Raw genomic sequence first — 21,027 nt, 5'->3', positions numbered from 1 at the left:
AAGAAGCAGATCGCAAGAATGCGACGGGGTACAGTTAACAGTCGATTTACCGAACCCCGAGGGCGATTTCGACGTCTTGATCGCTCTTTCTCTGGGTCTGCGATTTACCAGAACAGAGTTCACTTGACTCTTCCGGCTTAGCTAAAGACGAATGAGGTCTGAAGTTTCTTGAGGCCTTTCCACATCGTCTCCCAGCCGGGCGGTGGATCGGAACTTCGGTCAAGGTAGCCACCGATCTTCGCAACCGCAATTGCGTACGCTTGAGCCCCGTTGTCGGTCAATTTTGGAAATTTTGTTTCCAGAATTGACCGTTCAGTCTCACTCAGAAGGACATCAGGTGAGTAGTGTGCGTCTCCCCGAGCAAGTTCCCGCAACTCCAGCACCTTCCACGCAATCACCGAGTAGACACTCAACAAGACCTCCATACGCTCCCACGTTTCCAGCCGCCGTTCCTCAATCCGGCATCCAGTCTTCAGCACCTTGTGCCAGTCTTCGATCGTCCATCGAGCGCGGTAAGACTCTATCACACTCAGCGAATCACTGAACTCAGCGACCGATTCAGTGGTGAGTAACACCCACTGAATCGGGTCGTCTTGTTCTCCACGTTCGTCGATCCGTACGACGTTTACCTCGACGGGCTCGGTGTGAGTTGGATCGTTCTGCGGTGGAAGCAGCTCACACGAGCCGGCTGTGACGATGAGCTCAGCCTCTCTAGCTTCTCTTCCACTTCCTCGTTCGATCTCTATCGACGTGCGACCTTGTTCGGGGAGCTCTTCACTCCAGTCAATCAGACGCCCGTCCGTTCCGGACGGCGTCTGAATACAGCGATTCTGATTCGCACGGACGACGAATCCAGCGTCCAAGTTGTCTGTAACTTCGCGGTAGAAGTCAAATGCGTCAGCTCCTCGGTCATGGATGAATATCGGACGAACCTCTTCGGCAAGCCACCGGCTGGCTTGCCGATCTCCTCGAATCCACTTTTCCTGTTCACTCTCTAATTCGATTGGCTTGCTCTTGCCATTTGCATCGTGCTTGGTGCTAGCTTGTTGGTCCTCGATCAGCGACTGCTGATCGATGACCCCGGTCATGTGGTGGGTCTGTGGATCAAGCCCAATCGTTGTGTGAACTTTGACACCTTCCAAATCCGTCTTGGAGTTGCCAATATCACCGAGTCCCTCCTTGGATGGATGTCGCGGAAAGACGAGTTCAGTGGTGTCAGAGATGATCAAGAGTTCGTTTTGTCCTGGACTCGTGATCGCTGAGCTCGTTTGTGTGCACCGAGAATCTCGTTGGGATCCACACGCTCGTTATCGCAAAATCGATACGTAGCCTTTGCGGAAGCCCAGTCTTCGCACGCGTTTGGGATCGACTCGGCAGGTGCCCTGCCGAGCCGATCTCCGACCTGCATTAATCGCTCAGTGAGCCGCTCGTCACCGAACTCAGCAGACTGGATCTCCTTTCGAACCTTACCAGAAACATCGGCCTGACACAATTCCGCCCCGTCTAGATCAGTCCGGCAGCTTCGTGAACCGCTCTGCACCTTGGTCTCTTTGTCGACGAGCTACAGCGATAGGATTTGTGGGTAAGAGACAGCGCTTTAGCGGTGGGCTTGTCGGTGGACTCCCGTCACTCCAACAGCTGTCCCCGGTACTGCTCGGCCACGTCGCGGTCGAACGCGGACCATTCGACTATGTCTTCCTCCGAGAGGTGCTCGACTTCTTCGACGTAAGCGACGGCGTCTTCGCGGGCGGCGAACGGTGCCGGGTTCAGCTTCATCGGATCGTCGACGCGGTCGGAGTCGGTTTCGAGCGCGTAGTGTGCGCTCGTTCCGTGGACCAGCTCGCGGCTGTCGAAGTCCCTGACCCAGAGCCCCTCGACGTCCGCGTCCGTATCCGCGAACTGCTCGGTGACTGCGTCGTAGGTCACCGCACAGCCCGCCGTACAGAAGAACGCTCGAGTGTCGTCTTCGTGGACCGCTTGGGCGTTCCACTCGGGGAAGTTGGCGACTGTCATCCCACAGACCGCACACTCGGCGTCCTCGGGGACGTCGACGGGCGACCTCGCGTCGCTGTCGTCGTCGGCCTCGTGTGGGAGGTAACTCACGCAGTAGCCGTTCGGCTCGACGGTTCCCTCGACGATAGTACAGGCACCGACCCCGTCGCCGTTCTTGTCCGGGACGTAGAACGCACAGCGCGAACACGTCTGCCCGGCTTTCGGTTCGGACTGGTAGTTCACGTCACTCTTGGCCGAGAGCGCGTCGGGGTCACGCTGCTCGCCGTTCAGACCCGTCGCGGTTCGGTACTGGTCGGGGACGGCGTCGCTCGCCGTCGTGGTCGGTTCCTCGCCGTCGCCGTCGCCGCCGAGACAGCCCGCCACGGCGGTGGCGGAACTGGCTCCGAGCAGCGTGAGCAGTCGTCGTCGATTCACGGTGGCGTTTCGAAGGTCCATGTTGAGCCGTCGTCGGGCGGCGATAATAGGCAGTCTGGTGCAGCTGTCGGAAGTTTTCGAGAGGTGCACCAGATTGCTTACTTTCCCGAGTTCACAAGCATCGACCGATGGATCGACGAACCTACCTCGCGGCTGGACTCGCCGCTGTCACGGCGAGCGCCGGCTGTCTCACCACGGTCTTCGGAGACGACGGGAGCGCGAGCGAGACGGTCCTCGACCCGCCGGACGACCGGCAGTACGACAGCGGCGAGCTCCCGTACCCCGCCCACGGGGAGCCGCTGCCGGCGTTCAGCGTGCCGGACCCGCTGGCCGGCGAGGTGGTCGACAGCGACGCCGTCGAGACGACGCTGGTCGTGACCGCCTTCTTCGCCACCTGTCCCGTCGAGTGCGTGCGCCTCATCGGGCAGTTGGCGGGCGTCCAGCACGGGACCGTCGACCGGAACATCGACGACGAGGTGACGTTTCTGGCGATCACGTTCGACCCCGAACGCGACGATGCCGAGACGCTCCGGAACTACGGCCAGCGGATGAACATCGACATGGAGGCAGGGAACTGGCGATTCTTGCGCCCGGAGTCGGCGGACCGCGCGAAGGAGGTCGTCGCCGACAAACTCGGCATCAACTTCGACCGCATCGGCGCCGGCGAGTCCGAGCGGCTCCCGGGGTACGACTTCCGCCACCTCTCGCTGACGTTCCTCCGGAACTCGGACGGCGTCGTCGAACGCGCGTATCGGACCGACCAACCGGACCACGAACGCGTCCTCTCGGACGTCGAGACGGTCGTCGAAGCGACCAGTTGACCGATGACCTCATGCACACCAGCCAACCCTCTCCTCGGAACCGAGACGCTCGGCCTCCCGATACTGGCGCTCGTGGGACTGCTCGGGGGCGCACACTGCATCGGGATGTGTGGGCCGCTGGTCGCGACCTACGCCGCCAGAATGGACCAAGGGGCCCGCGACGACGCGCTCACGCCCCGGGCGGTCCGCCAGCACGCGCTGTTCAACCTCGGACGGACGGCCAGTTACACTCTGCTCGGCGGGCTGTTCGGTCTCGCGGGCGAACTCGTCTTCGTCGGCCTCCGGGACGTGACCCTCGTAGCGACCGAGATTCACGCCGTGACCGGCGTCGGCGCGGGGGTCGCCGTCGCCGCCGTCGGGGTCACCTACCTCACCGGCGAGGGCGCGCGCCACGTCCCGATACCGGGCGTCGAGCGGGTCGCGGCCACGGTCCGGGGCGTCCTGCTCCCGCGCGTCGACGCGTGGGTCGGCGACCACCGCATCGCCGGACTGGGCGCGGTCCACGGCCTCCTGCCGTGTCCGCTCCTGTACCCGGCGTATCTGTACGCCTTCGCTCAGGGTTCCGCGCTCGGGGGTGCGACCGCGCTCGCGGCGCTCGGGGCCGGGACCGTCCCCGCCGTCTTCCTGACGGGGACGCTGTTCGACGGGCTCGGCGTCGGCGAGCGCCGACGACTCCATCGCGGGCTCGGACTCGCGTTCGTCGCGCTCGGGTACGTCCCGATTCAGCACGGGTTGGCGGCGCTGGGCGTCGGGCTCCCGGCCGTCCCGCTGCCCAGCTTCCAGCCGTGGTGAACGGCCCGCCTCGACGGGCGACCGCCGGAGGTGACCCACGTGCGCCGACGTGAACTGCTCGCGTCGGCCGCCACCGCGACGACGATGACGGTCGCTGGCTGCAACCGCCTCGGCGAATCGCTCGCGCGAGACGACGAGGGCGAAACGGAGCCGGTGGCCGACGGGCCGGGGCCGGTGACCATCGAGACCGTCGACGCCCCCGGCAGCGAGGCGGGCCGGACAACCGTCCCGCAACCGGGCGGCGTGACGTTCGTCGAGTTCTTCGCCACGACCTGTGACATCTGCGCGTCCCAGATGTCGGTCGTCGGCGAGGCCCACGAGCGAGTCGCCGACGACGTTCAGTTCCTCTCGGTCACGAGCGAGCCGGTCGGGCTGACCGTCTCGACCGACGAGGTGGCCGCGTGGTGGGACGACCACGGCGGGGCGTGGACCGTCGCCACCGACGACGGGACGGCACTGGCCCGAGCGTACGACGCGACGAGCGTCCCGACCGCCGTCGTCGTCGCGCCCGACGGCACCGAAACGTGGTCACACGCGGGGCGGACGACCGCCTCGACCATCGTCGAGGAGATACGGGCCGCGAGCGGCGGTGAGTCGGCGTGAGCGGTCCCGTCTGGGGCCACCTCGCGTTCGCGGCGGGCGCCGGCGTGGTGACGTTCCTGTCGCCCTGTGCGCTCCCGCTGGTTCCGGGATACGTCGGCTACTACGTCGGCGTAGTCGGTGACGACCGGCGGGCTGCCGGCGTCGTCGCACGCGGTCTCGCGGCCGGGGCCGGCGTCGTCGTGACGCTGGGCGCGCTCGCGGGGCTGGCGGTGCTCGTCGGTCGTCCGGTCTCCCGGCTCCCCCCGGTCGTCGAACCGCTCGTCGGGGTTGCGTTGGTGGTGTTGGGCGTCGGGCTGCTGACGGCGCGCGGCCCGTCGCTGACCGTCCAGTTGCCTGCTCGCCGGGCAGACACGCCCGGATTCGTGCTGTTCGGAGCCGGCTACGCGGGCGCGTCGGCGGGCTGTGTCCTACCGGTGTTTCTGGCGGTCGTCGTCGAGGCGGTCGCGCTCTCGGCCCCGGCGGCGGTCGCCGTGGTTGCGGCGTACGCCGCCGCCGTTGCGCTGCCGCTGCTGGCGGTGACCCTCGCGGTGGGCTTCGGGCTCGATGTCGCGGCGGGGCGACTCGCCGACCTCGGCGGCCGACTCGAACGAGCTGGCGGCGCGGTCGTTGCCCTCGCGGGCGTGGGACAAATCGTGGTCGCGGTCGCACCGAACGCCGTGCCCTCGCTCCCAATATGACTCGACGTCAGTCCACAGCCGACGCGTTCGAGACGCGCCGTCGACCCCACCGGGCGCGTGGCGTGGTGGCCTCGCGCGAGGCGTCGGCGTCCGTTCCGCGAGACGGACGCCCGGACCCGGCGGCGACACCAGCGCTGCCGCCACGGAGGGCGGGTCGATGAGGGCCGTGACGTACGCCGGCGCGGCGGTCCTGCTCGCGGTGCTCCTCGCGGCCAGCGGTCTCGCGGTCGACCCGGCCGACGGCGGTGAGCTCTCGCCCGTCCCGTTCGATCAGACGCTCGCGACCGGTCTCACCGGCGTTGACGTCGAGCGCGCCGAGGCGGCGGGCCACGTCGTCCCGCGAGGACAGGTCTTCTACTCCCAGTACGAGTACGTCGTCGGCTTCTACGGGACCGACTCGCTCGTCACGGGTGCGTCCGGGTCCCGCCCCACGGCCCAGTTCGGCCGCCCACTCGCCGCGTTCGTCACCGACCTCTCCGGGACCGACCCGCGACTGACCGACGAGAGGTACGTGACGCTCCCGGACGGGCGGTCGCCCGGCTGGACGCGCGCCCGGCAGGCGTGGTTCGTCGTCGGGACGCCCGCGCGAACGCCCGCTGGCCCGGCCACGCTCCCGTTCGGTAACCGGTCGACTGCGCGGGCGTTCGCCGACGAACACGGCGGTACGGTCCTCGACTGGGGCGAGCTCACCGCTCGTCACGGCGACGACAGGTCTTCGGGCGACCCCGAGCCGCCGGCTGCCGAGCGTCACCGGTGGGCCGACGAGACCGTCGACCGGGCGCGGGTGCTGGGCGACCGACCGGTCTCGATGGTCGTCGGGACCGATCGGCAGGCGATCGCGGCGGCTGCCGATCGTCTCGCCCGCTCGCAATCGGCCTCGACGGTGGTGGTGGGCAAGGACGTCCCGACGCTCGCCGCAGCGGTCGACCGCGCACGGGCCAACACCACCGTCGAACTGCTTCCGGGCCGGTACGACGCGAACCTCACGGTCGAGAAGCCGGTCACGATACGCGGCGCGGGAGCCGAGACCGTCCTCGACGGCGGCGGAAACGGTTCGGTGGTCGCCGTCCGGTCGCCCGAGGTCGCGCTCGCGGACCTCCGAATCGTCGGCGTCGGGGCGAGCAACGGCGGGACCCCCGAGTCCGGCGACGGGTCGACGTGGGACCGCCGCATCAGGCTCACCTACGGGTACGGCGACGCGGCCGTCCGGCTCCGTTCGTCTCCTCGGTCGCTCGTCGAGAACGTCAGCATCGACACGCCCTCGAACGGCATCGTGGCGCTCGACAGCGACGACACCGTCGTCCGGTCGGTCGAGGTGAACGGCACCGCTGGCCGGGAGGGGTTCATGAGCGTCCTGCCGATGTACTCGCGGACGGTCGTCGAGGACTCCCGGTTCGACGGGGGACGCGACGCCGTCTACACCCACTACGCCGACGGGACGGTCGTCCGCGACAACCGCATCGAGAACGTCCGGTACGGGTTTCACGATATGCACACGAGCGAAGCGCTCGTGGCCAACAACACGATTCGCGCCACGAACACCGGCGTCTTCGTGATGACTCGCCCGACCGCGAACCTCCTGACCGGCAACGACGTCCAGAACAGCACCGTCGGCATCAGCGTCGCTGGCTCAGCCTCCTACGTGACCGACAACGTCCTCGCGAACAACGAGGTCGGACTGTCGGTCGGGACCACTCGCTCCGTCTATCGCCACAACACAGTCGTCGACAACGACGTCGGGGTCCGCTCGACGACGCTGCTTCCCACCAACGACGTCTCTCGCAACGACATCGTGGCCAACGACCGGCCCGTCTCGCCCGGTCTGGCGACCCTCGAATCGTGGGCTGTCGACGGGCGAGGCAACTACTGGGGCGTGATTCCCGGCACGGACCGCGACGGCGACGGCGTCGTCGACCGGCGGTACCGGCCCACGGACGTCGTCGACCGGAGCGCCCAGAACTCCCGACCGGCCTACGCCCTCTCTCGGTCGCCTATCTCGCAGGCGCTCGGGCGGTTCCGAGGGTCCGTTCCCGGACTGCGCGGACCGAGTATCGTCGACCCTGACCCGCTCGCCGATCCGGTTCGACCCGAACGGTTAGCGGCGAACAACGTGACTACACCATGAAACTACACCACACTACTCGAACCGACGGACCGACCGACGACCGTACCGTCGTCGAGGTCGAGCAGGTGAGCCACTCGTTCGACGGCCTCGACGTGCTCGGCGACGTCACTTTCAGCATCGAGGCCGGCACCGTCGTCTGCATCGTCGGGCCGAACGGAAGCGGGAAGACCACGCTGCTCCGACTCGTCGCCGGCCTGCTCGACCCCGACGACGGAACCGTCTCGGTCGCCGGGGGGACCGACCGCCGCGTGGGTTATCTCGCCCAACAACCCGCGTTCCGGAGACAGTTTACGGTTCGGGAGACGGTCGATTTCTACGGGGCGCTCGTTGAGACGTCGCCGGACGTGGACGCCATCCTCGAACGCGTGGGACTGTCGGCGGTCGCCGACCGCCGGGTCGACGCGCTCTCGGGCGGGATGCGCCGCCTGCTCGGCATCGCCCAGACGATGGTCGGTGACCCGTCGGTGTTCGTCCTCGACGAACCGTCGAGCGGTCTCGCCCCGACGATGCGACGACACATACGGAACGTGATGGACGATCTCACTGCGGCCGGTGGTACAGTGCTCCTCTCGACGCACGACTTGCGCACGGTCGAGCGCGCGGCCGACACCGTACTGTTGCTCGACCACGGGGAGTTGGTCGCGGCTGGCCGGCCCGAGGAGTTGCTGGCCGAGGCCGACGCCCAGAGACTCGAAACGGCTGTCGAGACGCTCGGCCCCGACGCGGGGGCAGCCAGCGTCGCGTCCGGACTCCGTGGCGGTGAGCAGCCGTGACCGGGAGCCGATACGTGTTGGACGTCGCCCAGCGGGAGTTTCTGACCGTCCTTCGGACCCGCGCGCTGTTGGCGGTCGCGGTCGGCTACGTCCTACTGGTCGGCGGAGCCGCGTGGCTCGCCGGCACCGGGTCGTACCTGGCGCTCGTGTTGGACCTGCTCACGCCGGTGGAGCTACTGGTCCCGGTGCTGGCGTTCGCCGTGGGCTATCGCGCGCTGCTTGCCGACCGCGAGAGCGGCGAATTGCAGACAATTCGAACGTGTCCGGTCTCGGGCCACTGGTACGTCTTCGGCGTGTATCTCGGCCGTGCGGTAGTCGTCGTCGGCGTGGTCGTGGTCGGTCACGCCGTCGCCGGCGCGGCTGTTCCGATGGCTGGCGAGTCGACGCTCTCGGTCGTCGCCTCTCACGCTACAGTCGACTCGCCCGCGCTGTATCTGCGCTACGTTCTGGTGACCGCGCTGTTCGCGCTGGTCGCGCTCTCGTTGGCTCTGCTCGTCTCCGCGACGGCACGTTCGTCCCGCGCCGGACTCGCGCTGGCGACCGGTGCGGTGGTCGCGCTCGTCGCCGGTCTCGACGGGGCGCTGCTCGGCTCGCTCACCGCCGGCGTGGTCCCGCCGGACGCCGCGACGGCCCTGCTCGGACTCAGCCCGAACACCGCGTACCGGAGCCTCGTCTTCGAACTCAGCGTCGCGCCGACCGGCGTGACCGTCCCAGAGGGCCACTCCGCGATTCTCGGCGGGGTCGCGCTCATCACGTGGCTGGTCGCAGCGCTCGGGTTCGCCTCGGTACTGGCGTGGCGCTGACGCCGGACAACGTCTCGCCGAAAGCGGTCGCGGCTACCGAAGTGATTGGGCTTTTTCTCCGTCCAGCACCAACTGACACGCGTATGGCTCCAGCGAGTTCACGACGGACGCCGACTGGAACGCCCTGTACCTCGACGGTGAGTGGGTCGAGCGAGGCGACCGCGACGAGATAGCGGTCGAGAACCCCGCGACGCGCGAGCAGGTCGCCACGGTCCCGGCGGGCACCGAGGCCGACGTCGACCGCGCGTACGAGGCCGCCGCCGCCCAGTCCGAGTGGGCCGACACCCCGGCCGACGAGCGCGCCGCAGTCGTACAGGACGCCGTCGACCTGCTCGACGAGCGCCGCGACGAGATTCTAGAATCGCTCGCGGTCGAGTCGGGCAGCGCCAACCCGAAGGCGTTCGCCGAGTGGCAGACCGCCCAACGGATGTGCTACCACGCCGCCGACCTCGCCGGAGAGCTCGGGTCGGAAACCTCGGACTCGATGATCCCTGGCAAGGAGAACGAGGTCGAGCGCGTCCCCGGGGGCATCGTCGGGGTCATCTCGCCGTGGAACTCCCCCTTCAACCTCTCGATGCGGGCGGTCGCGCCCGCGCTGGCGACGGCTCGATCGACCCGGACCAGCCAGTCCGAGGATTGCTGGACGTGGCAGAGGACGGATTTCGAGAACTCGTAGGCGAACACGAAATGGTATCGTCTGTTCGGCGATGCAACCACCAGTGGTCAGGGGCGCTCTCGCTGTTGCTCTCAGAACTCATCGGTTACCCGGGACGGATGTGTCGTCCCGCACCCCTTGCGGGACGAACAACAACAACGCTCATGTCGTCGCGACTTCGTCCCCACCGTCGGCAACGTATATAGTCATAGCAAGATACTGTCCAATTACATTCGGATGGCTGTACTGGACGACCTCTCGGGATTCGAGTTCGAGGACTTGATGGAGGACGTCTTCCGGAACCTCGGCTACGAAAACGTCCGCCAGGCCGAGCGGACGGCCGACGAGGGGCGCGACGTCATCATGGAGGAGGTCGTCGATGGCACGCGACGGGCGATCATCGTCGAGTGTAAGCACACTGGTTCGGTCGGCCGGCCGGTTGTCCAGAAGCTGCACTCGGCCATCGCGACGTTCGACTTCGACGGCCCGAAGCGAGGGATGGTTGCCACCACAGGTCGATTTACGAACCCTGCCGAGGAGTACGCTGACCGGCTCCAGCGGAACGACGATCCCTATCCCATCGAGTTGCTCGACGGCGAGGACCTTCGGGAGATCGCCGACGAAATCGGTCTCGATCTCTACAACGGGCGCATCGAGATCCTCTGTGACGAGACGCTCCGACCGTACGATCCGGCGGCGGATGTCGACGCACCTGTCCAGGAGGCGTTCCGCGACATCGAGAACATCGAGGCCGCCGACCTCCTAGACCCACACTCATCGGTGACGTTCCGGCCGGTGGTCGCGGTCACCGCGGACACGAACGCCGTCTTCGAGACGTCGGTGGGCGTCATCCACCAGATCAACGACCGGACCCGATTCGTCGCCCACGCCGAACGCGGGCAGCCGCAGATCGTCGATGAGGACGTCGGGACGCTGGTCACCGAGAATCTCCACGCGACGGTCGACCTCGATGCCGAGCAGTTCGGAGAGGTGTTCGACGACGTCGAGGAGCGGCGGTTCGGGCAGACGCAAACGGAGTACAAGGAGTGGGCCGTCGAGCGACTCCAGCAGCATCACACGACGACGGTCACCTACACCGGCGACAACAACGTCACGTACAACAAGACCTGTGAGCCGAACCGCTCGGACATCTCTGTCCAGTCGATCGAACCAGTGTACCTCCCGGAAGTTCGGCACACTACCGACGTCCAGGAGTACACCTACCCCTACGAGTACTACGCGGCAGGCCCGTCACGAGTGACCGCCGAGGACGGCATCCATCAGTGCGTCCACTGTGACACGAGCGGCGGCGACGAGACGTACACCTACTGTCCGAACTGCGGGGCGATTGCCTGCGACAGCCACAGCAAGACCGAACGGCTCGAAGGTGAGCCGGTCTGTACGGGCTGTGCGGTGACCGAACGGTTTGCGCTGAAGACGAAGTACTTCTACGACGAGGGAAATCTCGAGGCGTTCCGCGAGGAATACGCCGCGATGCCGCTTCACGAGAAGGCGATGGAGAACAAGTGGCTGGCCGGCGGCAGCGCGGTCACGACGCTGCTGGTCCTCATCGGTTTCCTCGTTATCGGCGGTATCCTCTGAGTGGCCTCGCTACTCAGGCCGGTTCAGCCACCAGCTCTTCGAGTGCGTGTTCTAGCGGGCCGTTGAACTGCCAACTGGCCCGCTCGAAGGCTTCGTCGGTCGGCCCGTCCCACCGCGGGAACGTGGAGTGACCGCTCACCTTGACCGTCCACTCTGCCGGCTCGTCGAACAGGCTCCGCCCCGGGAGTTCGACGACGTAAAGGTACTCCTCGTCGCCGTGGATGCCGTCCGCCGGGTTCTCGACGCCGTGACCCAGCAGGAACAGCGGCTGGTCCAGATGCTCCATGTTGGCCGGCTCGAGGAGATCTGAGGATTCGTCGGCGTGGATGCTTCGGTCCCGCCCCTCGTCGACGTACAGGGTCATCGTCGAGACCGTGTCAAGAAACAGAAACTGGGCTGCGGCGTACGCCGGCCCGCGCTCTGTTCGCGTCTCATCGAGCAGCTGTTTCAGCTGAACGAGATCTCGAAGCACGCTGTCGGGATAGCCATCGGAATGACGGTAGATCTGTGCGACATGGTCGGCTTCGGACTGTTCATCTGTGGTCTCACTCCGTTGTACGAATCGGAGCTGGCTTCGTGTCGACATCGATCACCGCCGGCGCGTGTGCGCCGGCACCCCTCACCGGCGCAAAAACAACAGTATGTAATATCCGCTGAGAAGGGACATACTCACCCTTATACCGAGACACGACATACCACGAACACATCCGGTATGTGGAGTCAATATGATTTTGAGGCCATCGAAGCCCTTCACGAAGAAGTCGCTGAAGACTACTCCGACCCGAACCATCCGCACGGCGAGCACGCTCGAGTACTTCTTACGGCCACGCAGAACCTTCACGATACTGACACCGCCCTACGGCACGTGTACGGAGATATCATCGGCGATGAACACAAAATGCAACTGTTCTATCTCCGCAGAGGCCTCAGATCCCTCTTCTCAGTATATCAGGCAGCGAAGCACCATCACTATAGCACGGCTTACTCACGGATCCGAGGGTGTCATAGAACGAGTAGCACACCAAAGAGCAGGGTGAACGCTGAGGTGGATGAGTTCAGCGACCCTGCAAGATGATCCTTCGGTAGAGTCGTTCTTCAATGTCGCGGAGACCGAGACGCTAGCGTTGTTTGAACACCTTTCCTTCGAGTTTCTCGAAGAGTTCGATGTGTTCGCCCCGGCGCAGACGGGGCGAACACGAGAGCACGAACCACCAGAGCTGATGCGTGGCTTTCTCCACTGCTACTACAAGGACATATACGGCATTCGCCCCGTCGAACGAGAGCTTCAAAACACGGTTGTCTGGCTGAGCTGTGGCTTCGATCGACCGCCGTCGAGAGACGCGGTCGATCGTTTCCTCACTGACCTCGAACACGTCGTCGACGAAGTCTTTGACCGACTCGTCGAGCAGGCCGCCGTCCGCGGCCTGCTCGACTTGACCTACTCCATCGATTCAACCGACGTGAGGGCGATGCCTGCCGATCAAGACGCGTCGAAGTGCTACGATCCAACCGACGACGAGTACTACTACGGCTACGGCTGTACCATCGTCTCGACCGGGCAAAAGATCCCGATCGCGGCGGAGTTCACAGAGAGTAAACAAGCGCCAGAGGAGACGGCGATGCGCGTCACGCGTGACGCGCTCGCCGTCGCCAAGCCGATCTGGATGGTCGGTGACAGCGCCTACGACACGCTCGACTGGCACGACCACCTGCTGGCCGCAGGGGTCGTGCCAGTCGCTCCGTACAACGCACGAAACACCGACGACCCGCTCGATATCGAGTACAGGGTCGAAGATCGCATCGACGAACACAGCGAGGACGTACAGCTGAAGCAATCGACGCTGGACGAGACGTACAACCGCCGTACGGGAGTCGAACGAACCAACGAATCAGTGAAGGACTGCGGCCTCGGGCGAACGCACGCCCGAGGCCGCGTCCACGCACGAGCGCAGGTGTTTCTTGCTCTGTGCCTTCGCCTCGTCGTCGCAATTACCAACTACGAACGTGGAGACAATCCGGGAAGTACGATCATCAGGGTGTGACAAGAGTTCTATGACACCCTCGACTAAACACCTATTGTGAATTTCTTCCGTCGCCAGCAAAATGGGGAATCGGCGGCCTCACGGCTGGGATGGTAGCTACAGTGTTGCTCACTATCGACGGAATTTCTCCGCCGGCATCCGCCTCGGAGCCTCGTAGTTGGTGGTTCCGAGTGAACCATGTACTCCAGATTCCTTTGGCAGCCGATCGGAATTCGGGTGTCCGCCCCCTAATTAGAGCGGACAGCCCGAACCGCGATGACGGCCTGATCGCTTGTTAGGCGACCTACATGGGTTGCAACCTTTGATATCTTCCACCTGCCGCATACGACAGATGGCTTCTCCATGCTACCAGAGCTTACTTGTTCAATACTGAGCCCCATCATCGGATAAAGGCTCGCAAAATTTCTTTAAAAGGCAGTTCGACGCCTTTGAACGCCGTAGCAACTATCCTCGCTCTTGTGTAGAGCTGCGGAAAGACCCCGCAGTTACACTGAACCAGCCATAATCTAGGAGTATGTCTTCTGCTCAGCCGGCGTTCGGAGCGATGTTTCGAGAGCTGATTGAGCTGGGCGTCGTTGAGATCGACACGGAGCCGCTCGATGCCCGCATCGAGCGGCGACTCAAGGAATTCTGGGAGAATACATCCTGTCCACGGTGCGGTCACAACGCCGTTCAAACGTGGCCGCATCTCGACCGTGTGTGGTGCCGTGACTGCAACTTCAAGCCGGTCTACACCTACGGAACTCCACTTCACGAGAAGCACCTCTCTTGCGGTGAGGTGCTTCTCGCATTCACGCTCTACGCTGACACGTTGCTCAGTATCAACCAGATCGCACCGTTGCTCGGCCGGGCCTACAAAACCGTTCACACGGCGATTCGGGAGGTGGAAGCCGCGGTTCAGCGCGGCTTCCCCGTCGTCTGGGAACTACTTAACCAGACCATCGAGGGACCGACGCAAGTCGACGAATCTGGCACAGTCTGTTCGGGCTACAAAGGACAAGAGCCGCCGCGGAACAGCCGGTCGCGCGGCGGCTCGTCCCAGACAGGCCGATCACGCTGGCGGGGACGCCACGGTGATCAGCTGACGCTCGTCGCGGCGTGCCGCGACTCGCTACGCGTGATCCGTAGCCAACTCGGCATCGACTTCAGTGGTGATCTTGAACCAGTGATTCAGGAGGCTGAAGACCTCTCCCAGCGGCTGGGAGAGGTCTGGACCGATGGTCTCCAAGCCTACCGAGAGATGGATTTTGACCACCGAACGGTCGTGCACAAGGAAAGGTACGTATCGCCCGACGGCGTCCATATTAACCAGGCTGAGTGCCTGTTTTCGCTCGTCCAGCCGTGGTTGCGGAAGTTCCGCGGCCTGTCCAAGCAGAGCTTGGAGCAGGCCGCTCACACCTTCGGGATTGTTCGCTCACTCACCCTCTCTGGTGAATCCGTTGAGACAACCATTGACTGTCTCGTTATCGGGGCTTTCCGCAGTTCTACATAAGAGCGACTATCCTTAACCAACACCACCGGCTAATACCGGCACAGTGTTGGTTAACGCAGGGGTTAGATCCACTCCCTTGCCCCACCCACCGCCCGACTCCTCGAGTGAGTGTATCCTGGCGACCGGTGGGCTCGAACGGCCGTCGCGACGGGTTTTATCGGGCCACTGTTCGTCGAGAGCGAGTATGGTCGTCGTCGAGGAGGTCACAAAACTGAGCGAGCGCCGTACCCAAACCTCGTCCGAGGTATTTCCGGATGATTCGTTGGCGTCGATTCGGGAAGCCGTCGAGGCCGTCCCAGCAAGTGTCTTCGACGGCTCGACGAAGCATACAGAGGTCGGTGGGTTCGATGCCGCGATCGCCGACCGGCTCTCGCAGTACGAGTACGAAGGGAACGCCGCCGGCGGCTTCAACCCGAACTGTAAGCTTTGGTCGCATCAGGGGTTTATACTGTCGGTCGGAACTCTTGATACTCTGGAGCAACAAGTACCGGTGTGACGAAGGAAGGGAGCAAGATCCCCGACCTGACGAAAGGTCGAGTCCGCGAGCAACTCGCGGACGAGACCGATCCGAAAGCGATCAAACGCCTCACAGCCGCACGCGAGTATCTCGAAGGGCTCTCGCCAGCTGATATTGAAGACAAGTACGGATGGGATCGCCAGACCGTCTACAATTGGTTGAATCGGTTCGAAGAGCGCGGCTTCGAGGCCGCGCTCTACGATGATTCTCGACCCGGACGTCCCTCTGAACTTAGTGACGACCGGCTCGATCAATTCTCCGCTGCTCTCCACAACCCGCCCGAAGAGGCTGGCTACGATGCGCCAGCGTGGAGTACAGCTCTCGCTCAACAGTACCTTATCGAAGCCTTCGACGTTGCATTCTCTCGCCGGCACGTCCGAAGACTCATGCACAAGGCCGGGGTCTCGCCGAAGAGACCCCGGCCAGAGCCAGCTTCTGCTGACGAAGCCGAACGGGAAGAGTTCGAGAAGACAGTCGAAAAAAAGTAGGACAGCGTGACGAGGATGCAACAGTCGTCACGATTGATCAAACACGGAAAGCAGTTGGAACAGACCTCTACAGGGCGTGGTATCCGGTTGGCGAGAGGCCGACAGTTGGCGTGTCGGCCTCTCGCAAGGGTGTGAATCTCCTTGGGGCAGTCACCGAGTACGGAAACACGACAGTCTTGGAGTGTGGCGGATCGTTCACCAGTGAGGTGACGATCCGCTTTCTGAAGCATCTCCAAGCAGAGTACGGTGAAAAACTGGTCGTACTGTTGGATCAAGCGTCGTACTTCACCGCCGAGGCGGTGAAGAACTTCGCCGCCGAAGAGCCAATCGAGTTAGTGTATTTCCCGACGGGATCGCCTGATTTGAACCCGACAGAAGAGTACTGGAAGCAACTCAAACAAGCTCTTGGAAACCGCTACTTCGGGACACTCGGCGAGATCCGCTCAGAAATCTGGTCGGCACTCGAAACAATTGATCCACCGGGAGTGTATCAATATCTCTGTCTCTGAGTATAGTACTCGAATCGCCAAGCTTCGTTCCTCAACCGAAACATGTTCAAAGCCGTATAGAATTGCTTTTTATATGGCGACTGAGTTGACAAGTGCGGAGTGTGATACTGTACTCCGTGAGTCGGGAGTCGGCGTGTTAGCGCTTACCGACGGCGACGAAGCCTACTCTATTCCGGAGTCGTTCGGCTACGACGGTGAGACCGTGTACTTCCAGCTCGTTCACACGTCAGAGAGCAAAAAGATGGAGTTTCTTGAGACGACGGAGACAGCGACGCTCACAGTCTATGACGAACAGGCAGTAAAGAGCGTGCTTGTACAAGGGCCAGTTGAGCACGTTCCCGAAGACAAGCAGCCGCAGGCCGCCACCACAATCACACAAAACGCGTCCATCCCCACCCTGAACGTCTACCCCGAAACGACACTCGAAGACACCACTATGAACTACTACCAGTTGGCACCGACCACGATCACCGGCCGAGAATTTGACCAGTTCTCCGCCTCATCCATCGATCAATAACTCCCTCAACCAAACACGAAACACGTTTTTGCACTATAACATGGACTCACCGCCAGATTCACCCGATCTGCCGACGGATGCACGCGCCTTCCAGGAGGCCGTCGAAAGCACGGGCCACGCGATCTACTGGACCGATACAACCGGCCGGATCGAGTACGTCAACCCGGCGTTCGAAGAGCAAACCGGATACACTGCCGACGAAGCAATCGGGAACAATGCTAACCTCCTTCAGTCCGGCATCCATTCTGCACAGTTCTACGAGCGCCTCTGGGAGACAATCCTCAATGGCGACATCTGGAAAGGTCAAATCACCAACGAGCGGAAAAGCGGTGAGCGGTATGTCGTCAAACAAACCATCTCCCCGGTCACCCACGATGACGGGGGAATCCTGCGGTTCGTTGCCGTTAACGAGGACATCACCGATCTCCGAGAGTCCCAAGAACGACTTCAGCAGGAACGCAACCGATTCGCCAGCCTCCTTGATGCCGTCCCTGTTCCGCTTGTCATCACGGCCTTCGACGACGACACCCTCAAAGTAGAGCAAGCCAACCAGGCATTCAAAGACACGTTCGGCTTCACCGACAGCCAACTCAGTGGGGCGTCGATCGACAACCTCATCGTTGCGGAGAATCGGTCGAAGCAGGCACGGGAGATAAACGAGCAGGTACGGCGCGGCGAGCGTGTCCGCAGGGAAGTTACGCGGCGCACTGCCGACGGTAACGAGCGAACGTTCCTCCTCACTGCAACTGCGTTCGGGAGCGAGCCCCACGAGGAATCGCTTGCAACATACCTCGACATTACTGACCGGAAACAAGCCGAAGAAGAGCTCAAGCAGCGAACTCAAGAACTTGAGGACTTTGCGAATGTCGTCAGTCACGACCTCCGAAACCCGCTTAATGTCGCCAGCGGTCATCTCGGCCTGCTCGCCGAGAAGTACGAGAGTTCACACATCGACGCAATTCGGAACGCCCACGAGCGTATGCAGGAACTCATCGAGAATATCCTCATGCTCGCTTGCCAAGGGAAGACTATCGACGACACCGAGCCGGTCGCTCTCGGCGACTGTGTCAGGGAGAGTTGGGCGACGGTCGAAACAGCGAACGCCACACTCAACGTCGAGACCATAAGCACCGTTGATGCGGACGAGAGCCGCCTCCAACAGTTGTTCGGGAATCTCATCCGGAACGCTGTCGAACACGGTGGCGACGACGTCACGATCACCGTCGGCGACCTCGAAAGTGGGTTCTACGTTGCAGACGATGGTCCCGGGATTCCACCAGCTGAACGAGAGCAGGTGTTTGAAGCGGGCCATACAAGCACCGAGACCGGGACCGGCCTCGGACTCTCTATTGTGCGAGAAGTCGTTGATGCGCACGGCTGGGAGATTGACGTCAGCGAGAGCAGGACAGGCGGTGCGCGCTTCGAAATCACGGGTATCAAACCCAGTACCGAGAAATAGCTGGCTCTGTCGTTCGCCAATCCTGCAGCCACACGTTGGCGCGGAGTGGCCAACTGTTGAGGGTTTCTGAACTGAGTGAATGACCGATCCTTGAGGCACTGTCTAGTTAAGCAGTTCTCAGATATACGGGGTGTAGAGCGCCTCTACAGCCGTTGATGAAGCAGCAACGTTCATGCACCGCTACTGAGGTGTTTGCTGAGTCGGTCGAATCCGCGTGGTTCAGCGGTTCCCGGAAGTACGTTTCACCATGCAAACACTGACTTCGCACCAATCGAGCTACGGTCATCGTCGTGCAGTCTGCCGGTTTCGCTTAACTAGAGAGTGCCATCCCTGACCGAGAGTCCACAGCTACGACTGGAGTTGCGTGACAGTCGATGCGATTTCGCTTTTGGTCGGTTCGCCGGAGAACTCGAACATTCTGTCCCCGACACCGAAGGCGTATCTCTGGTAGGAGACGTCGACGTGAATCCAGCATTCGACATCGCTGTCTGTCGCCTCATACTCGGCTTCACCTGTATTCTCTCCGTGCTTCAGCACGTCGAGCAGGTACTCTTCGATACGTGGCGCATTCGCGATCCGCAAGAGATGGTCGGCAGCGACGTTGTCTAACACGTCTGCTGGGGTTCCGTATCCGTCGCCGACGAGATAGAACTCGTCGTCGTACTCGTGTGACCCGACCTGAACACGGAGTGCGTACGTTTCAGCCATATCAGTGGTTTCGACGAGCCACGTATCAGACTGTCTATTGAAGAGACGACCCGCCAGTAGCCGCGTCGTGAACAAGATTTAGTCGGAATGGCTCGCAACCTCTGTATATGTCTTTCACCGCCAGCTGGCACACGCTTCTCGACGAACTCGACGACCTTCCCGAGAGCGCGACGCTCATCACGCCGCTCTCCCATCAGCGATTTCGTATTACTGACGTGCAGGACGCTCGCGTCATCATTCAGTTCGAAGACAGGGACGAGACGCGACCGCTCCAGCGCGACCAGTTCGAAACGCTCTATCGACGAATCGAGGACTCTCCCAACGGGTTTGATCTTGACCGTCTCCCGCCGGATGCCGACCCATACCCGGCGGTGTGGAGTGTCCATCCACGGTTGGAGGTTGATGAGGACGCTGGCATCATCACACAATCGGAGGTTTCGACGGCAACGCAGGTGGTGGCCGCGGAACAGGAATCTACGGACGAGGAACGAACTGAACCCGAGGGACTTGATGTCTACTCGGATGCACTCCTCCTCATCGACGCACTCGAACGCCACGATGTGACTACTCTCTCTGAACTGGAGACGGACGCGTTGGTGAATCTCTACACCCTGCTTTCGGATGTCCAGCGAGATGCTAACGAATTCCGCAAGGAGATCGCGGATGTCCTCCTCACTCGGCTTCATCACGACCGTCCGGTTTCCGGGCAGTACGGCTCCGTCCAGCGGACGAGTCGCCGCAACCGTTCGCTCAAAGACGACGAGGAGGTACTGGAACGGCTTGAGAACGCTGGCATCGATCGCGAACGTGTGCTGAGCGTCGACCGCTCGAAAGTCGATGAAGCACTTGAGGTCACCACGCTCTCCGAATCCGATGTGTACGAGGTCGAAGAAAGCGAATACGTTCGCAAAGCAGAGGTCGATGAAGACGTCAAAGAGTCCCGATTGCAGGGGTTAAAAGACCGCCTCGCTGCCAGTGAGGACGATGAGGCGAACCAGCTTCGAGCGGAGATCGAGGAACTCGAACAGCGTATCGACGACCTCACCAGTTTCCGCACAGGTACGGAGATGCAAGGATGACTGCCTACCGCTTTCGCGTCAAGTTCGATCCCGACCCGACATCACTGTGGCGGGATATCGTCGTCGGCGCGGACAGAACGATCGCCGAGTTCCAGTCGGCGATCAACCCTGCGGTCGGGCTCGATCAGGGCCACCTCTGGTTCGTCGGCGACGACGAGGACTACTGGGACAGCGCTGTCAAATACCAGTGTCCGCAGGAGTACGAGGAGTCGCCTGGTGGCGATCCGGTATTGCGTACCGAGCGGATCGAGAACGCAGGCGACGTGACGGTCGGTGAGATGACCCGCCAGCTCGGACTCGAACAGTACGACCGCATCTGCTATCTCTATGACTACGGCGACGAGTGGCGCTTCTACGGTATCCTGAAAGAGATTCTCAGCGATGAGCCGAGTGACACAGAGCCAGCAGTCGTGAACGAGAAGGGCGATCCGATCAACGACCAGTACGATCCACCGAGAACCGATGAGGGCGACCCGACGCTCCCGGATCCACTCTATTCAGTGCTTCCAGAGACTGCTGTGCCCGTCGCGGATCTTCGTGCACTGGAGGAGGGTAAAGGGATCGTTCACGTCCTTCTGTTACTCAGCGTTGAAACCGGGTTCGGAGCAGTCTGTGAGCGGTTCGCGATTCAGTTCGAGGAGACAGGATACGTCCTCGAAAATTTCCAGCCAGGATGGCAGATCGTCGAGGAGATCGACGGCGCAAACAAGACCGAGGAAGAACTTCTCGCCGCGCTTGCGGACGCAGTTCGCGAGTGGCACGCTGAGATCGCGGAAATGTCGGGAGCGATGACGGGACAGCACTTCGGCGAGGAGACTGTCGACGCGATGCACGTCGAACTGGAAGCCGAACTCGAACGCAAAGGGTACGGCCACCTGTTGTAGTAGTCGTCCAGCCCTCTATTGATCTGGACGAATTCTTGTGCGTGTCCTACTGAC

The 21,027-nt window shown here is 62.7% G+C and carries 19 protein-coding genes and 2 pseudogenes; 17 read left to right on the top strand and 4 right to left on the bottom strand.

All coding sequences use genetic code 11. The features are described from left to right. Positions 1 to 137 precede the first annotated feature (137 nt). Together EPL04_RS16615 and EPL04_RS18890 are read right to left on the bottom strand one after the other, a co-directional pair. Positions 138 to 1,540: pseudogene (locus EPL04_RS16615) on the bottom strand (IS4 family transposase). An 86-nt stretch (positions 1,541 to 1,626) separates the two neighbouring features. Beyond that, positions 1,627 to 2,448, bottom strand: a complete 822-nt coding sequence (locus EPL04_RS18890) for a nitrous oxide reductase accessory protein NosL (protein ID WP_167599505.1) — start codon at positions 2,446 to 2,448, stop codon at positions 1,627 to 1,629. 107 nt (positions 2,449 to 2,555) lie between these two features. Here EPL04_RS18890 and EPL04_RS16605 point away from each other — a divergent pair, with 107 nt between their 5' ends. The 9 genes from EPL04_RS16605 to EPL04_RS16565 all read left to right on the top strand — a co-directional run bounded on the left by EPL04_RS16605 (position 2,556) and on the right by EPL04_RS16565 (position 11,278). Continuing rightward, positions 2,556 to 3,248 carry an SCO family protein gene (locus EPL04_RS16605; protein ID WP_134672299.1) on the top strand — a complete coding sequence of 231 codons (693 nt, stop codon included), beginning with the start codon at positions 2,556 to 2,558 and terminating at the stop codon, positions 3,246 to 3,248. A 3-nt stretch (positions 3,249 to 3,251) separates the two neighbouring features. Beyond that, on the top strand, positions 3,252 to 4,040 hold the full coding sequence (locus tag EPL04_RS16600) for a sulfite exporter TauE/SafE family protein (RefSeq protein WP_134672298.1): 789 nt from the start codon (positions 3,252 to 3,254) through the stop codon (positions 4,038 to 4,040). 39 nt (positions 4,041 to 4,079) lie between these two features. After that, positions 4,080 to 4,643, top strand: a complete 564-nt coding sequence (locus EPL04_RS16595) for a TlpA family protein disulfide reductase (protein WP_134672297.1) — start codon at positions 4,080 to 4,082, stop codon at positions 4,641 to 4,643. Further along, positions 4,640 to 5,320, top strand: a complete 681-nt coding sequence (locus EPL04_RS16590; protein WP_134672296.1) for a cytochrome c biogenesis protein CcdA — start codon at positions 4,640 to 4,642, stop codon at positions 5,318 to 5,320. The genes EPL04_RS16595 and EPL04_RS16590 overlap by 4 nt, the downstream gene beginning before the upstream one ends. A gap of 157 nt (positions 5,321 to 5,477) precedes the next feature. Then, positions 5,478 to 7,445 carry a NosD domain-containing protein gene (locus tag EPL04_RS16585; RefSeq protein ID WP_134672295.1) on the top strand — a complete coding sequence of 656 codons (1,968 nt, stop codon included), beginning with the start codon at positions 5,478 to 5,480 and terminating at the stop codon, positions 7,443 to 7,445. Beyond that, positions 7,442 to 8,218 carry a heme ABC exporter ATP-binding protein CcmA gene (gene ccmA / locus EPL04_RS16580; RefSeq protein WP_134672294.1) on the top strand — a complete coding sequence of 259 codons (777 nt, stop codon included), beginning with the start codon at positions 7,442 to 7,444 and terminating at the stop codon, positions 8,216 to 8,218. The genes EPL04_RS16585 and ccmA overlap by 4 nt, the downstream gene beginning before the upstream one ends. Then, on the top strand, positions 8,215 to 9,021 hold the full coding sequence (locus EPL04_RS16575) for an ABC transporter permease (protein ID WP_134672293.1): 807 nt from the start codon (positions 8,215 to 8,217) through the stop codon (positions 9,019 to 9,021). Before ccmA ends, EPL04_RS16575 begins: the two co-directional genes overlap by 4 nt. A gap of 124 nt (positions 9,022 to 9,145) precedes the next feature. Beyond that, positions 9,146 to 9,697 (top strand): aldehyde dehydrogenase family protein, encoded by a 552-nt coding sequence (locus EPL04_RS16570; RefSeq protein WP_134672324.1) that lies wholly within the window; start codon positions 9,146 to 9,148, stop codon positions 9,695 to 9,697. Between the two features lie 216 nt (positions 9,698 to 9,913). Further along, positions 9,914 to 11,278, top strand: a complete 1,365-nt coding sequence (locus EPL04_RS16565) for a restriction endonuclease (protein ID WP_134672292.1) — start codon at positions 9,914 to 9,916, stop codon at positions 11,276 to 11,278. Between the two features lie 13 nt (positions 11,279 to 11,291). Here EPL04_RS16565 and EPL04_RS16560 read toward each other — a convergent pair whose 3' ends face one another. Continuing rightward, on the bottom strand, positions 11,292 to 11,864 hold the full coding sequence (locus EPL04_RS16560) for a hypothetical protein (RefSeq protein WP_134672291.1): 573 nt from the start codon (positions 11,862 to 11,864) through the stop codon (positions 11,292 to 11,294). Positions 11,865 to 12,327: 463 nt separating this feature from the next. On the opposite strand from EPL04_RS16560, the gene EPL04_RS16555 reads away from it, so the two are divergent. The 6 genes and pseudogenes from EPL04_RS16555 (at position 12,328) to EPL04_RS16530 (ending at position 18,302) form a co-directional block, all read left to right on the top strand. Beyond that, positions 12,328 to 13,320, top strand: coding sequence for a transposase (locus tag EPL04_RS16555; RefSeq protein ID WP_134672290.1), 993 nt, complete (start codon positions 12,328 to 12,330; stop codon positions 13,318 to 13,320). 514 nt (positions 13,321 to 13,834) lie between these two features. Then, a complete protein-coding gene (locus tag EPL04_RS16550; protein ID WP_134672289.1) occupies positions 13,835 to 14,812 on the top strand; it encodes an IS1595 family transposase in 978 nt (325 codons plus the stop codon). Between the two features lie 184 nt (positions 14,813 to 14,996). Then, positions 14,997 to 15,281, top strand: a pseudogene (locus tag EPL04_RS16545) (hypothetical protein); the annotation flags it as partial. A gap of 23 nt (positions 15,282 to 15,304) precedes the next feature. Then, positions 15,305 to 16,326 (top strand): IS630 family transposase gene (locus tag EPL04_RS16540; RefSeq protein WP_134672288.1). Its coding sequence is split into 2 segments (ribosomal slippage): positions 15,305 to 15,790 and positions 15,793 to 16,326, totalling 1,020 coding nucleotides; the frame shifts between segments, so codons are not numbered across the junction. 73 nt (positions 16,327 to 16,399) lie between these two features. Continuing rightward, positions 16,400 to 16,843 (top strand): pyridoxamine 5'-phosphate oxidase family protein, encoded by a 444-nt coding sequence (locus EPL04_RS16535; protein ID WP_134672287.1) that lies wholly within the window; start codon positions 16,400 to 16,402, stop codon positions 16,841 to 16,843. A 40-nt stretch (positions 16,844 to 16,883) separates the two neighbouring features. After that, positions 16,884 to 18,302, top strand: a complete 1,419-nt coding sequence (locus EPL04_RS16530) for a PAS domain-containing sensor histidine kinase (protein ID WP_134672286.1) — start codon at positions 16,884 to 16,886, stop codon at positions 18,300 to 18,302. A 348-nt stretch (positions 18,303 to 18,650) separates the two neighbouring features. Here the strand turns inward: EPL04_RS16530 and EPL04_RS16525 are convergent, their stop codons facing one another. Further along, positions 18,651 to 19,010 carry a hypothetical protein gene (locus tag EPL04_RS16525; protein WP_134672285.1) on the bottom strand — a complete coding sequence of 120 codons (360 nt, stop codon included), beginning with the start codon at positions 19,008 to 19,010 and terminating at the stop codon, positions 18,651 to 18,653. A 107-nt stretch (positions 19,011 to 19,117) separates the two neighbouring features. Here EPL04_RS16525 and EPL04_RS16520 point away from each other — a divergent pair, with 107 nt between their 5' ends. Beyond that, positions 19,118 to 20,089 carry a hypothetical protein gene (locus EPL04_RS16520; RefSeq protein ID WP_134672284.1) on the top strand — a complete coding sequence of 324 codons (972 nt, stop codon included), beginning with the start codon at positions 19,118 to 19,120 and terminating at the stop codon, positions 20,087 to 20,089. Beyond that, positions 20,086 to 20,973 (top strand): IS1096 element passenger TnpR family protein, encoded by an 888-nt coding sequence (locus EPL04_RS16515; RefSeq protein WP_134672283.1) that lies wholly within the window; start codon positions 20,086 to 20,088, stop codon positions 20,971 to 20,973. Before EPL04_RS16520 ends, EPL04_RS16515 begins: the two co-directional genes overlap by 4 nt. Positions 20,974 to 21,027: the final 54 nt, after the last annotated feature.

The sequence above is a fragment of the Halorussus marinus genome, from assembly GCF_004521895.1.
GTDB lineage: Archaea > Halobacteriota > Halobacteria > Halobacteriales > Haladaptataceae > Halorussus > Halorussus marinus.
The sequence above is the reverse complement of the archived record's forward strand: the minus strand, read 5'-3'. Positions and strand labels throughout refer to the sequence as shown.